The organism is Falsochrobactrum shanghaiense (assembly GCF_003149535.1).
Lineage (GTDB): Bacteria > Pseudomonadota > Alphaproteobacteria > Rhizobiales > Rhizobiaceae > Brucella > Brucella shanghaiense.
Genome location: NZ_QGDB01000003.1, coordinates 394,050 through 407,751, shown reverse-complemented (window position 1 = coordinate 407,751; position 13,702 = coordinate 394,050). Strand labels below are relative to the sequence as shown.

Sequence of the window (13,702 nt, the reverse complement as noted above, 5' to 3'; positions counted from 1 at the left end):
GCATCGTCAAAGGCTTTGCTCTAGCCAGTATGCAATCAGTTTTACCCAATTGACGAGCCACAATGTCCATTATCGATACGCGCACGCCCGAACCCAAACGCTTCATTTCAGGTGCCACCGGCGACTGGGAAGTCGTCATCGGCATGGAAGTCCACGCACAGGTAACCTCCGAGTCGAAGCTGTTTTCGGGCGCTTCCACGGCTTTCGGATCGGAGCCCAACTCCAATGTTTCGCTGGTCGATGCGGCAATGCCCGGCATGCTGCCGGTCATCAATATGGAATGTGTAAAACAAGCCGTGCGCACCGGTATTGGCCTGAAGGCCCAGATCAATCTCAAGTCGGTTTTTGATCGCAAGAATTACTTCTATCCCGATCTTCCGCAGGGATACCAGATTTCGCAGTTCAAGCAGCCCATCGTTGGTGAGGGCAAGATCATGATCGCCGTCGGCCCTGATAATAAGGGCCAGTTCGAGGATGTGGAGATCGGCATCGAGCGCCTGCATCTGGAGCAGGATGCGGGCAAATCCATGCATGACCAGCATCCGACCATGTCTTATGTGGACCTCAACCGTTCCGGTGTCGCACTGATGGAGATCGTCTCCAAGCCGGATATGCGTTCGTCCGACGAGGCGCGCGCTTATCTGACCAAGCTGCGCACCATCGTGCGCTATCTTGGCACTTGCGACGGCAATATGGATGAAGGCTCGATGCGTGCTGACGTAAATGTCTCGGTTCGCCGTCCGGGCGGCGCGTTCGGCACGCGTTGCGAAATCAAGAACGTGAACTCGATTCGTTTTGTCGGTCAGGCCATTGAATATGAGGCGCGCCGCCAGATTGCTATTCTCGAAGATGGCGGTTCCATCGATCAGGAAACCCGCCTGTTTGATCCGGTGAAGGGCGAAACCCGTTCCATGCGCTCGAAAGAAGAAGCGCATGATTATCGCTATTTCCCTGATCCAGATCTGCTGCCGCTCGAATTTGATCAGGCATTTGTCGATGCACTGGCGGCGGATTTGCCGGAACTGCCGGACGAAAAAAAGCAGCGTCTGGTCGAAAAGCAGGGTATCTCGGTCTATGACGCCTCGATCCTTGTGACGGAAAAGGCCATCGCCGATTATTATGAGGAAGTTGCCGCAGGTCGCGATGGCAAGGCTGCGGCCAACTGGGTCATCAATGATCTGCTCGGCGCGCTCAATAAGGCAGGCAAGAGCATTGAGGAATCGCCCGTTGATCCTGCGCAGCTTGGTGGGATCATTGATCTTATCAAGGAAGGCACGATTTCCGGCAAGATCGCCAAGGACCTGTTCGAGATCGTCTGGAACGAGGGCGGCGACCCGAAAAGACTCGTTGAAGAACGCGGCATGAAGCAGGTGACCGACACCGGCGCTATCGAAAAAGCGGTGGATGACGTCATTGCGGCCAATCCCGACAAGGTCGAGCAGGCCAAGGCGAAGCCGACACTGGCCGGCTGGTTCGTCGGTCAGGTCATGAAGGCGACGGGCGGCAAGGCAAATCCGCAGGCTGTTAATGAATTGGTCAGAACCAAGCTCGGAATTGAAGAATAATGTGGGTACGCAGTGCCAGTGAGGCCGATCTTCAGGCAGTTCATGAATTGCTGGTTGAAACCTGGCATGCGACCTTCGATGATATTCTCGGTCGGGCTATGGTCGATGCGATTACCAGCCAATGGCATTCGATTGCAACGTTAAAGGCTAATCTGCGCAAGCCTTATTCGGAATTCGTCGTCGCCGATAATGGCGAAGGCGGAATTGACGGTATGGCCTTTGCCAAGCAGACCGAGAAAGGCAAGGTATCGCTCCATCAGCTTTATGTCCGGCCGCAAACGCAGTTGCAGGGTATCGGTACCATGCTGCTTGCCGAAGTGGAGATGGCTTTTCCTGATGTGAGCGCGATACGGCTTAAGGTGATCGAGCGCAATGAGCGCGCGGTTCGTTTTTATGAGCGCAAAGGCTATGCCCGCATAGGCCGTAATGACGATTGGGGCGGCCCTGATTATAAGGAGCCGGTGCTGATCATGGAAAAGAAGCTCGAAAGCTGGAACATGTAGCTCTTCATACTCTTGTGACAGCGGCAACTTGGCCCTTGCCTTGATGCGGCGATAGGGCGATAAGCAAGGAGAAACCGGTGCCTTTGCGCGTCGGCTGTAATATTGGATCTGGATAGTCATGAAGAAATTTATCACGCAGGTCTTCACCTGGTGGAATAGCCAGACGCTCGGAACCCGTTTCCATACCTGGCGCAAGGGTGAGCGCGTTGGCGAAGACGAATTCGGCAATGTCTATTATCAGGGCGGCAAGGATTCGGAAGGGCGCACGCGCCGTTGGGTGATTTACAACGGTTATTCGGAAGCGAGTGCTATCCCTGCTGGCTGGCATGGCTGGATGCATCACCGCGTCGATACGCCTCCCAGCAAGGAAGATTACAAGCCATATGAGTGGCAGAAGCCGCATTTGCAAAACCTGACCGGAACGCCTTATGCCTATCGTCCGAAAGGCGCCATCGCGCTGCCGGGACAGCAGCCGGAGGAACGTCCGCGAGTGACCGGCGAGTATGACGCCTGGACACCGGGCAATTAAAACTGCAATGATGCAATGAAATCCGGCCTGAACCATCATGCCGGATTTTATATTCCCGTTTTGCGCAGGCTCTTGCGGACAGACAGGTGGGAAGCTGTCATTGCCGCTTGCGACCGGGCAACGAATCGTCACATTTTATTCTTATGAATTGTTCAGCGTTAATTTCGGGACTCCAGAGCGCATCCCGAAAAGTGTGAAACGATTTTCGGGCAAGATGCGCGGTAAAAACAAACAGCTAGAGCGCCGATCTGATTTCAGGTGGATCGAAACAGTTGCGGGCCGGATACTTAACTTTCTTTGATGTGGAACTGCGGTTTTGATGAAACACGCTTCGGGCATGCCCGGTAACGGAAAACAGAGATTTCATAAGGCTGCGCGGATTGCACTGGTTTCGCTCCTGATGGGCACCAGCATGCATGCAGCCAGGGCAGAGCGTATTTTCAATCCGGTTGCCGAGTTTTCCGGCCTCGATAAAATCACCGGCCGCATTACCACATTCGATGTCTATATTAATGAGACAGTGCAGTTCGGCGCTTTACAGGTAACGCCCAAGGTCTGCTATTCGCGCACCGAAGACGAAGCCCCGCGTACGGATGGTTTTGTCGAGGTCGATGAGATTACTCTGGACCGCAAGATTCGCCGTATTTTCACAGGCTGGATGTTTGCCGATAGTCCGGGCCTCAACGCAGTCGAACATTCTGTTTATGACGTCTGGCTCAAGGACTGTAAACAGAGTTCAGATGTTCCGCCGCCGAAGTCGTAGAGCATCTCAGAAGGCGGCGATGCCTTCCAGTGCGCGTTCGAGGCGCTTCTCATAATCTCTTCGCTTGACTTCCACCGCCCCGAAACGTTCGAGATGCGGCGTTGTGAACTGCGTGTCGAGAAGCTCGAAACCTTGCTGCTGAAGATGCTGGACCAGAAAAGCGAGACATACTTTTGAAGCATCGCGTTTGCGCGTGAACATGCTTTCCCCGAAAAACGCCCGTCCCAGCGTTACGCCATAGAGCCCGCCGACAAGCTTCCCCTCATGCCAGGCTTCGACAGTATGGCAATGCCCGATCTCGAAGAGACGCGCATAAGCCTTTCGGATCGGGGCATTGATCCATGTTCGCGCGCGCTCGCCTGAGCCGCTGGCACAACCATCGATAACACCCTCAAAATCGTTGTCGAGCCTGATTTCGAATGTGCCTTTGCGAATGATTTTCTGAAGGCTGCGCGGAATATGGAAATCATCGAGGGGAATTATGCCGCGCTTTTCAGGCCGGACCCAGAAGACTTCCGGGTCATCGGCCTCTTCTGCCATCGGAAAAACACCGGTGGCATATGCTCGCAGAAGCAGTTCCGGCTCGATTGAATATTCGCCCGGGAATGCTTCTGCGGCCACTTTTCCTAAGCTTCCTTGCTTTCAGCCTGGCTGGCCAGGTATTTTTCAAGCCAGTGGATGTCATAATCCCCGTTGGCTATATCCTGATTGCCGATCAGATCCTGAAACAGCGGCAGGGTGGTCTTGACGCCGTCCACGACAAATTCATCGAGCGCGCGACGCAGACGCATCATGCATTCGACGCGATTGCGCCCATGCACAATGAGTTTTCCGATCAGGCTGTCATAATAGGGCGGGATGCGATAGCCCGAATAAACACCCGAATCGACGCGAATACCCAGACCGCCCGGTGTGTGGTAGTGGGTGATAAGGCCGGGTGAGGGTGTGAAATTGCGCGGATCTTCCGCATTGATGCGGCATTCGATGGCATGGCCGGAGAAACGGATGTCCTCCTGCCTGACAGAAAGTCCAAGCCCCGCTGCAACCCTGATCTGCTCATGGACGAGATCGATGCCGGTGATGGCTTCGGTGATCGGGTGCTCCACCTGAAGGCGTGTATTCATTTCAATGAAATAGAATTCGCCGTTCTCATAGAGGAACTCGATGGTGCCTGCGCCGCGATAGCCCAGTTCCGCGCATGCATTGGCGCAGATCATGCCGATTTTGTTGCGCGCTTCGGCATTGAGGGCCGGGGAGTTGGCTTCTTCCCATACTTTCTGGTGGCGACGCTGCAAGGAACAGTCGCGTTCGCCCAGATGCACGGCATTGCCAGCACCGTCGCCCATGATCTGCACTTCGATATGGCGCGGCTTTTCAAGATATTTCTCGATATAGACGGCATCGTCGCCGAAAGCTGCGCCTGCTTCGGTGCGGGCGGTTGCCAGCGCGACCGAGAGCTCGTCTTCCGTACGTGCCACCTTCATGCCGCGTCCGCCGCCGCCAGCAGAAGCCTTGATGATAACCGGATAGCCGATTTCCCCGGCAATCTTCCTGGCTTCGTCCTCGTCGGTCACGCCGCCATCCGAACCGGGAACGACAGGAATGCCCAGACGCTTGGCTGTGCGCTTGGCTTCGATCTTGTCGCCCATAATGCGGATATGCGATGCGGTGGGGCCAATGAAGGTGATGCCATGCGCTTCGAGAATTTCAGCGAACTTGGCGTTTTCCGACAGAAAGCCATAACCGGGATGGATTGCGTCCGCACCGGTAATCTCGCAGGCGGCGACGATCTGATGAATATTCAGATAGCTGTCGCGCGAGGGCGGCGGACCGATGCAGACACTTTCATCCGCAAGGCGCACATGCATGGCATCCGCATCCGCTGTGGAATGAACGGCGACGGTCTTGATGCCCAGTTCCTTGCAGGCCCTGAGCACGCGAAGAGCGATTTCACCTCGATTGGCTATGAGAATCTTTTGAAACATTACGCTTGCTGCCCGTTCCTTGAATAAGCCGAATTTATTTTAGCAATACGGCGATTTATTCGATAACGACAAGCGGCTCGCCGAATTCGACCGGCTGGGCGTCTGTCACAAGAATAGCTTTCACTGTTCCAGCACGCGGAGCGGGAATCTGGTTCATGGTCTTCATGGCTTCGATGATGAGCAGCGTTTGCCCTTCCTTCACCTGCGTGCCCACTTCGATGAAGTTGCGTGCGCCGGGGGCGGGGGCAAGATAGGCCGTCCCGACCATCGGCGAGGGAACGGCGTTTTTCGCCAGATCAGCCTTGGCCGTTTCGGCGGAGGGGGCCGGGCTTGCTGCGACTGCCGGTGCGGCGGCGGGCGCAGCGGGCATGACGGTCGCTGCGGCCTGAACCGTTACCTTGCGCGAAACGCGGATACGCAGATCGCCATGTTCGACCTCAATATCTGTCAGGTCGGTTTCGTTGAGAATATCCGCCAGATCGCGAATGGTTTCCTTGTCGATGACGGAGTTTTTACTGGACATATCAGGCCCCTTTTAAGCTTTGCCCGTTGTTTTCTTCTTCTTTGGCAATTGCCGCGAGCGCGCGCAAGCCGAGCAGGTATCCTTCCGCGCCAAAACCGCAAATTACGCCTTTGGCCACTGCGGAGACATAGGAGTGATGCCGGAACGCTTCACGCGCATGAATATTGGACAGATGCACCTCCACAGCCGTAACCTTGGCCGAGCGGATCGCATCATGAATGGCCACGGAAGTGTGGCTATAGGCAGCGGGATTGATCAGGACATAGGCTTCCTTGTCGCCCGCCTCCTGAATCCAGCTTACCAGCTCGCCTTCATGGTTGGTCTGGCGAAAATCGATCCCCAGGCCCAGCCCTTCGGCCTCGCTCTTGCAACGCGCTTCGATGTCATCGAGCGTCGCAATGCCGTATATACCCGGCTCGCGCTTCCCAAGGAGATTGAGATTGGGGCCGTTCAAAACAAAAACTGTCTTTATCATATCTGTCCGTGATCGATAACGGGCCTGTCATGAATTTCAACTGTACTTCGCATTCCATATAGAGGGCCGGAACGCAAGTCGAAACCCTCTAATTCAATGCTTGTATTCTCTTGTGGCGTTTTTCCCGCTATTCTTTGTGAAATTGGCGGTAAAAGCCGACATTCATCAATTGGTTTTCGCGGCAGCCCGTGCGGCAGCGATTCTCTCGATAAGTCCCTCGGCACCGATCGCGCCCGGTACAAGCTCATCGCCGACAATATAGGATGGCGTTCCGGTGATGTTGAGCTCGCTCGCAAGCTGATAGGTGTCCTGAAATGCACCGCGGACTTCAGCTCTTTGCATCTTCTCGCGAAGCTGCGTTTCATCGGCACCGAGCCTGACGGCATCTGCAATCGCGGATTCTTCCGTCGCGCGATCTGGTGCACTCATAAGAAGCTCGTGATATTGCGGGTATTTTTCGGGCATCAGGGCTTTGAATGCCTGCGCAACGATATGTGCGCGCATGGAGTCCGGACCAAGGATCGGAAATTCCTTCATGACGAAGCGAACATTCGGATCGTTCCTCAAAATGGCCTGCATATCCGGCAGGGCCCGTTTGCAGTAACCGCAATTATAATCGAAAAACTCAACGATCGTCACATCGCCATCCGGGTTGCCGAAGACGGCATCATGCGAAGAATTGTAAATATCGGCCTTGTTCGATGCGATAATGTCCTTGACGTGCTGACGTGCGGCTTCGGCCTGCTTTTTCTCCAGCGAGTTCTGGACTTCGAGGATAAGTTCCGGGTTTTCCAGCAAGTAATTGCGAACCACCGCCTCGACATCCTGACGCGGCATGGAAGCGGTCGGTGCTGAGGCCGCCATCTGCGCGCTCGCTGCGGGTTGCTGCATCGTGCCTGCGTAATAACCTGCGCCAAGGGCGGCGGCGCCAATTGCCGCGCTTGTGATGGATGCCAAAACTACTCTCTTCATAATGCTCGCTTTCGTGCGTTCTCAAATCCGCCTGGAATAAAGTCGCGGTATATTATTTTCTTGGTTTGGTATTGATGATGTCCTGCGCGCGCAGCCAGTCGGGGGAGCCGGATTTTATTTGCTTCTGGGCACGGATTGCAAAAATCTGCGCCTGTTGCAATCGTCCTGAATAGAAATGCATATCGGCCGTGGCAAGGTCCGCGCGCGCCATGTCGCCCGACTGCCCATAGGCCTGTGCAAGAAAACTGTAACCGCCCGGAAATTCGGGATCGGCGGCGATGCCTGCTCTGATTTCCTTGATGGCTGCCGGCATGTTGGCTTTCACTCCCGTCAGCATGAGTGCGCGTCCGTAGCTCATCCTTAAAAGCGGTGACTTACGCGGGTCAAGAGAGACCGCTCTCTGGAAGGCTTTTGCTGCGCCTGCCGCATCATTGGCCTTGAGAAGCACTTCTCCACGCATTTCCTGAAAATAGGGATTTTTGGATTGCTCTTTTATCAGTGCATCGAATTTGGGCATGGCGGCGCGGGCGCTGCCGTTCAGATAGGTGGTGATGGCGCTGCCATAGCGGGCGGGAAGCCCTCCCGGATTGCTGCGGAACATGCGCTGCAATGCGCCCATATTATTGGAATAGGCCGCGATCTTGGCCCGCACCATATCGTGCCGCAACTGCAGGGCGGCAGAGTCCGCCTTGCCGAAATGCGGGCTTTTTTTGGCCAGTTCTTCGAGATTGGCGATACGTTCACGCGGGAGAGGGTGGCTGATCCGGTATTGATCGACCTGCGTACCGGAAAGCGATAAGGCGGAAGCAAAACGCGCGAATGTATCGAGCATTCCCTTGGAGGATTGCCCGGTCGCATTGAGATAATTGACAGCCAGCCGATCGGCGGTCATTTCCTCGGTGCGCTGATAGTTGAGCAGGCTGCGCATGGCGAGTTCTGAACTGCCCATGGCAACACCGGTGCCTGCACCCGCGGCGGCACCGCTGCCCGCCGCAGCACCGGCGACGCCCGCACCCACGCCGACGAGCGCTCCGATAATGGCCATCGTGCGGGCACGACTTAACTGCTCACGCAGGCGGTGTTGATGTCCGCCTGCAAGATGGGCCGCTTCGTGAGCGAGGACGCCGATAATTTCATTAGGGGTTTCCGCCTGCATCAATGCGCCCGTATTGATGAAGATACGGCGGCCATCGACAAAGGCGTTGAAGCTTTGGGAATTGACGAGAATAATGCTAACGCCGCGGCTACTCAGCCCGGCGGCTTTCAGGATCGGGGTGGCGTAATCCGCGACGAGAGCTTCGATTTCCGCATCGCGAACGACAGGGACGCTGCGCGATTGCGCGGAAGCGGGCAGGACGCCGGTCAATGCCACGCAAAGGGCGGCGCACACGGCTATGGACCTGCCTATCAGGCTTGCGAAAGAAAACCTCTTTGTCGGGACAGCTGCACTCATCATCCCCATAATGCTCCTCATCCTTCTTCCAACGGGCACGATTCTTATAGCCTGTGCGCCGATTCACCGATAGGGCCGCATTTTTCTTGTGAACGCTGTTGCTTTACCAATCCGGCGATTATAGGGCGGGAGGCAATGTCGCTTGGAGCGCCTTTCGATCTGATTGGATCAGATCGGCGCACCACGCTTTTGTTTAACCACGCATCTTTGCCGAAAACCGTTTCACACTTTTCGGGATGCGCTCTAATCAGCTTTGGAGGCCATCTTGAACAGTCTGTCCAATCGTAGCGCCGTCGAGCCTTTTCACGCCATGGATGTGCTGGCTGAAGCCAATCGCCGCCGCGCGCAGGGCCATCCGATCATATCCATGGCAGTGGGCCAGCCAGCCGATCCGGCACCAAAAGCTGTGCTGGAAGCTGCGGAGCGCGCCCTCAAGGACGGGCGCATCGGCTATACAGATGCATTGGGCCTGATCGAACTGCGCGAAGCCATCGCCGCGCATTACGCTGAACATTATGGCGTGACGGTTTCACCCGAGCGCATTGCCGTGACGACCGGCTCATCGGCGGCTTTCAATCTGGCGTTTCTTGTTTATTTCGATCCCGGCGACCGGGTGGCGATCACACGCCCCGGCTATCCCGCCTATCGTAATATTCTGACAGCGCTTGGTCTGGAAGTGGTTGAAATACCAACAGGCGGTGACGTATCCGCCTCTTTGACCGCACAAGCGCTGGCCGAGGCTCATGCGCAAAAGCCGCTAAAGGGCGTCTTGTTCGCAAGTCCTGCCAATCCGACCGGAGCGGTCATCGAGAGGGCCGAATTGCAGGCGATCATCGAGACGGCACGCGATCTCGGTATCCGGGTGATTTCAGACGAAATCTATCACCGGCTTTCTTATGAGGCTGAGGATGTCACCGCACTGCAAATTGCCGACGATGTCACGATCATCAATTCATTTTCCAAATATTATTGCATGACGGGCTGGCGCATAGGCTGGATGGTTCTGCCGAAAGCCGATGTGCGCGCCATAGAGCGGCTTGGCCAGAGCCTTTATATTTCCGCGCCCGAACTTTCGCAGCGCGCGGCAATCGAGGCATTCCACGCAACGCAGGAACTGGAGCGGGTGAAAGACCGCTACCGCCAGAGCCGGACGATCCTGATGGAGCATCTGCCGAAGATGGGGCTGAAACTTGCCGCCCCGATGGACGGTGCTTTCTATGCCTATTGCGATGTTTCACGCTTCACCAATGACAGTATGGAATTCGCCCGCCGTATGATCGCCGAGATCAACATCGCCGCCACGCCGGGCCGGGACTTTGATCCGTTCGACGGTCACCGGACCATGCGCTTTTCCTATGCCGGCAAGGTGGAGGAAATGACGGAAGCAATCCGCAGGCTCGAAGAATGGTTGCCGCAGCAACAGGCTTGAACTGCCTATGCGAGCTTGAATTATAAAAAGAAAACCGGCGTTTATGCCGGTTTTCTTACAGGATTATGGAAGTGTCGGCTTAGAGCATTTCCAGCAAAAGTGTGAAACGGTTTTGCGTGGGATAATGCGATAAAACAAAGGCTTGAGACGCAGTTCCGATTCCGTGTTAACCGGAACCGCTCTAGAAAAAGCCTTTCTTCTGCCACCAGCCCGCCCGCTTGGGCTTTTGCTCTTCGCTCTCGCTTGAGGTTACGACTGGTTCAGAAGGCTGCTCTGGTTCCGGTTGCGGTTCTGACTCAGGAGCAGGAACTGGCTGAGTTGCCGCTTCAGTTTCTGCCGTCACCGTTTCAGCTTGCTGCTTGGCAGGCGCTTTGCGTGTGCGGCGTTTCGGCTTGGCCGCTTCCGCATCTTCCGCCGGGGCTGGAGCCTCTGTTGCGGCTTCTTCCTCAACGACCTTCTTGCGCGTGCGTGTGCGGCGCTCGGGCTTGACTGGCTCTTCCTGGCTTTCCACGGCAATATCGGCTGCGGCTTCCGCACTGACGGCCTCATTCAGAACGGCTTCTTCGCTCTTGGCGGGTCGGCGTATGCGCGGACGACGGGCAGGCTTGACGGGCTTTTCCTCGGCCTCGACGGGCTTTTCTGTCGTTTCGGCTGCAATCACTTCTTCGTGAACAGCAGGTTCCGGCGTTACGATGGTTTCAGCGACTGCCGTTTCGGCTGGCTGCTCTTCTGCCTTTGCGGGCCAGACCGGCGTGTAGCCGACAGGCTCGGCATCAGGGATGCTGCGTGCCTGAAGCTCGTCGTCACGGCGGTTCTTGCGCCCGCCTCGACGTCCCCGGCGACGCTTCTTGCGCCGGTCATCTTCGCTTTGTGAAGAAGTATCTTTTCCATTGGCTTCGTCGGCGTCTTCTTCCTCGGAAGAACTTGCCTCGGAGTCCTGTTGTGCTGCTTGCTCGCGCGTATCGCGGTCCCGACCGCCGCGACGGCGACGACGGCGGCGGCGCCTGCGGTCGGCTTCATCGCCATTCTCGTCTTGAGAGGAACTGTCGGAGGTGATTTCTTCTTCACCCTCATCCTCTTCAACGGGAATTTCCGGATCTTCGATGTCGTCTTCATAGATCATCGGCTGAACCGGCATCGGCGCTACAGGGCGCGTCGACGGGCCACCCTTGTCGATAACGAATTGCTGCTGCCCCACGCTTTCATCGGCATCAATGCTGATGGCAGCGCCGAAACGTCCTTCGAGTTCGGCAAGAAGCTCACGCTTGTGATTGAGCACGTAAAGGGCGGATGCCGCAGGCGTACGCACGACAATATCGTAGCCTGAATGGCGCAGAAGGTAATCCTCTATGCCGCGAATAATATGCAGAGCCATCGAGGAATTGGAGCGGATATGACCGGCGCCGCCGCAATGCGGGCAGACCTGCATCGTGCTTTCAAGCACGGATGCGCGAATGCGCTGCCGCGACATTTCAAGCAGGCCAAAATGCGAAATCCGGCCCACCTGGATGCGCGCACGGTCATCCTTGAGGCATTCCTTTATTTTCTTTTCGACGGCGCGATTGTTGCGCTTTTCTTCCATGTCGATGAAGTCGACCACGATCAGGCCGGCAAGGTCGCGCAGGCGCAGCTGGCGCGCAACCTCTTCCGCTGCTTCCAGATTGGTCTGGAGCGCGGTGTCCTCAATGGAATGTTCGCGGGTTGAGCGTCCCGAATTGACGTCGATCGCCACCAGCGCTTCGGTCTGGTTGATGATCAGATAGCCGCCTGATTTCAGCGTGACCTGCGGCTGGAGCATACGGTCAAGCTGGGCTTCCACGCCATAACGCGTGAAAACAGGCACCGTCTCGCGATAAGGCTGCACGACCTTCCCATGGCTGGGCATGAGCATGCGCATGAAGTCTTTGGCTTCGCGATAGCCATTCTCGCCCGAGACGAGAATTTCGGCAATGTCCTTGTTGTAGAGATCGCGAATGGACCGCTTGATGAGGCTTCCTTCCTCATAGACGAGGGCGGGGGCGGTCGATTGCAGGGTCAGCGAGCGCACATTTTCCCACAGGCGCATCAGGTACTCATAATCGCGCTTGATTTCCGCCTTGGTGCGGTTCGCGCCTGCCGTGCGCAGGATCACGCCCATGCCCTGCGGCACTTCGAGTTCCTTGACGATCTCCTTGAGGCGCTTGCGATCCTGCGGATTGGTGATTTTGCGTGAAATACCGCCGCCGCGCGCCGTATTCGGCATCAACACGGAATAGCGACCGGCAAGCGACAGATAGGTGGTGAGTGCCGCGCCCTTGTTCCCGCGCTCTTCCTTGACCACCTGCACCAGAATGATCTGGCGACGCTTGATGACTTCCTGAATATTATATTGGCGGCGATGGGTGCGGCTCGGCGTCGGAAGTTCTTCCATCGCGTCTTCGGAACCGACCGATTCAACGACATCATCTTCGCTGTCGCCATTATCCCCATCGGAATCATCGTCATCGTCGCCATTTTCAATGGCTTCGGAAACGACATCCCCATTTTGCAGCAGGCTGATAGCCGGTGTGCCGGGCACGTAATTTTCAAATGCCGGACCGACAGGCTCGGCAGCAGGCAGGCCATTGCCTGCCGCTTCGGCCGGGCTGTCGCCATTCTGCCCGTCACGGCGGCCGCGACGGCGATGCCTGCGAGAGCGGTCGGTCTTTGCGCGCGGCTCTTCATCTTCGTCTTCGTCGCGCGCAGCTTTTGCTTCCGCTTCCAGCAACGCCAGACGGTCCGCGACCGGAATCTGGTAATAATCGGGATGGATTTCAGAAAAAGCCAGGAAACCATGGCGATTGCCGCCATATTCGACAAAGGCAGCCTGAAGAGAAGGCTCCACGCGCGTCACCCGCGCGAGATAGATATTCCCCTTGAGCTGTTTCTTGTGTTCCGACTCGAAGTCAAATTCTTCAATCTTGTTCCCGCGCGTGACTATGACGCGGGTCTCCTCCGGGTGGGAGGCGTCGATAAGCATTTTGTTGGACATCAGTGTTTTTCCTGCCGGCTGATAGACGCAATCCGCGTGTGCCGGACGAAACCCTGAAGGTTGCCGTCCTGGCCGGGGTGCATCTGCCGGGTGATTTTGGGTTTGCCGGAACAAAAGCTGCTGTCTTCGCGCGCGATGGCCTCATGGCGATCACGGTCTTCAGGCTCGCAATGGTCAGTCTTGCTTGACCCATAGCTGTTCCGAACGAAACGACCTCATATATGACCCGAAAAAGCCGGGCCGACCTCTTTGCTCATTTCGAGCACTGGCGACAGCACGTATTCATGCGCCGTCGGCCGATTGATAACGGAAGCGGCAGAGAGCCGCGTTACCGTTGAATTCTGTGTGGTTATCGGGATGGCGAACAATATTTACGCCACTGTTTTCGCTGCTTTTCCCTGCGGTTCCCTGAATGAAACCGGCAAATGATTCTGGCAGCTACTCCATAACCTATTCTAGCTTTTATGGCGTCGTTTGAGCTATGACAAGGAGAAT

Annotated in this window: 13 protein-coding genes; 6 read left to right on the top strand and 7 right to left on the bottom strand. The window is 56.3% G+C overall.

The genetic code is table 11. From position 1 onward, the window contains the following. Window positions 1–62: 62 nt before the first annotated feature. The 4 genes from gatB (at window position 63) to DKP76_RS09645 (ending at window position 3,360) form a co-directional block, all read left to right on the top strand. A complete protein-coding gene (gatB, locus tag DKP76_RS09665) occupies window positions 63–1,565 on the top strand; it encodes an Asp-tRNA(Asn)/Glu-tRNA(Gln) amidotransferase subunit GatB (protein ID WP_109706230.1) in 1,503 nt (500 codons plus the stop codon). Then, window positions 1,565–2,068: a GNAT family N-acetyltransferase gene (locus DKP76_RS09660; RefSeq protein ID WP_109706229.1), complete on the top strand. Its 504-nt coding sequence runs from the start codon at window positions 1,565–1,567 to the stop codon at window positions 2,066–2,068. Before gatB ends, DKP76_RS09660 begins: the two co-directional genes overlap by 1 nt. 118 nt (window positions 2,069–2,186) lie before the next feature. Then, window positions 2,187–2,597 (top strand): NADH:ubiquinone oxidoreductase subunit NDUFA12, encoded by a 411-nt coding sequence (locus tag DKP76_RS09655; RefSeq protein ID WP_109706228.1) that lies wholly within the window; start codon window positions 2,187–2,189, stop codon window positions 2,595–2,597. Window positions 2,598–2,916: 319 nt separating this feature from the next. Then, window positions 2,917–3,360, top strand: a complete 444-nt coding sequence (locus DKP76_RS09645) for a DUF2155 domain-containing protein (RefSeq protein ID WP_199224789.1) — start codon at window positions 2,917–2,919, stop codon at window positions 3,358–3,360. A gap of 6 nt (window positions 3,361–3,366) precedes the next feature. On the opposite strand, the gene aat is transcribed toward DKP76_RS09645, so the two are convergent. From aat to DKP76_RS09615, 6 genes are all read right to left on the bottom strand, one after another. After that, window positions 3,367–3,936, bottom strand: a complete 570-nt coding sequence (gene aat, locus DKP76_RS09640) for a leucyl/phenylalanyl-tRNA--protein transferase (protein WP_109706549.1) — start codon at window positions 3,934–3,936, stop codon at window positions 3,367–3,369. A gap of 50 nt (window positions 3,937–3,986) precedes the next feature. After that, window positions 3,987–5,345 (bottom strand): acetyl-CoA carboxylase biotin carboxylase subunit, encoded by a 1,359-nt coding sequence (gene accC / locus DKP76_RS09635; RefSeq protein ID WP_109706226.1) that lies wholly within the window; start codon window positions 5,343–5,345, stop codon window positions 3,987–3,989. Window positions 5,346–5,400: 55 nt separating this feature from the next. Continuing rightward, window positions 5,401–5,868: an acetyl-CoA carboxylase biotin carboxyl carrier protein gene (accB, locus tag DKP76_RS09630; RefSeq protein WP_109706225.1), complete on the bottom strand. Its 468-nt coding sequence runs from the start codon at window positions 5,866–5,868 to the stop codon at window positions 5,401–5,403. Between the two features lies 1 nt (window position 5,869). Then, a complete protein-coding gene (aroQ, locus tag DKP76_RS09625) occupies window positions 5,870–6,343 on the bottom strand; it encodes a type II 3-dehydroquinate dehydratase (protein ID WP_109706224.1) in 474 nt (157 codons plus the stop codon). A 165-nt stretch (window positions 6,344–6,508) separates the two neighbouring features. Further along, complete coding sequence (locus DKP76_RS09620) at window positions 6,509–7,315, bottom strand: DsbA family protein (RefSeq protein WP_109706223.1); 807 nt, start codon at window positions 7,313–7,315, stop codon at window positions 6,509–6,511. Window positions 7,316–7,367: 52 nt separating this feature from the next. After that, the gene (locus tag DKP76_RS09615) at window positions 7,368–8,777 is read right to left on the bottom strand and encodes a M48 family metalloprotease (RefSeq protein WP_109706222.1); all 1,410 of its coding nucleotides are present in this window, start codon (window positions 8,775–8,777) and stop codon (window positions 7,368–7,370) included. A 256-nt stretch (window positions 8,778–9,033) separates the two neighbouring features. Here DKP76_RS09615 and DKP76_RS09610 point away from each other — a divergent pair, with 256 nt between their 5' ends. Beyond that, window positions 9,034–10,197: a pyridoxal phosphate-dependent aminotransferase gene (locus DKP76_RS09610; RefSeq protein WP_109706221.1), complete on the top strand. Its 1,164-nt coding sequence runs from the start codon at window positions 9,034–9,036 to the stop codon at window positions 10,195–10,197. A gap of 181 nt (window positions 10,198–10,378) precedes the next feature. On the opposite strand, the gene DKP76_RS09605 is transcribed toward DKP76_RS09610, so the two are convergent. Then, window positions 10,379–13,207 (bottom strand): Rne/Rng family ribonuclease, encoded by a 2,829-nt coding sequence (locus DKP76_RS09605; protein WP_109706220.1) that lies wholly within the window; start codon window positions 13,205–13,207, stop codon window positions 10,379–10,381. Window positions 13,208–13,209: 2 nt separating this feature from the next. Here DKP76_RS09605 and DKP76_RS09600 point away from each other — a divergent pair, with 2 nt between their 5' ends. After that, on the top strand, window positions 13,210–13,395 hold the full coding sequence (locus tag DKP76_RS09600) for a hypothetical protein (RefSeq protein WP_109706219.1): 186 nt from the start codon (window positions 13,210–13,212) through the stop codon (window positions 13,393–13,395). Window positions 13,396–13,702 lie beyond the last annotated feature (307 nt).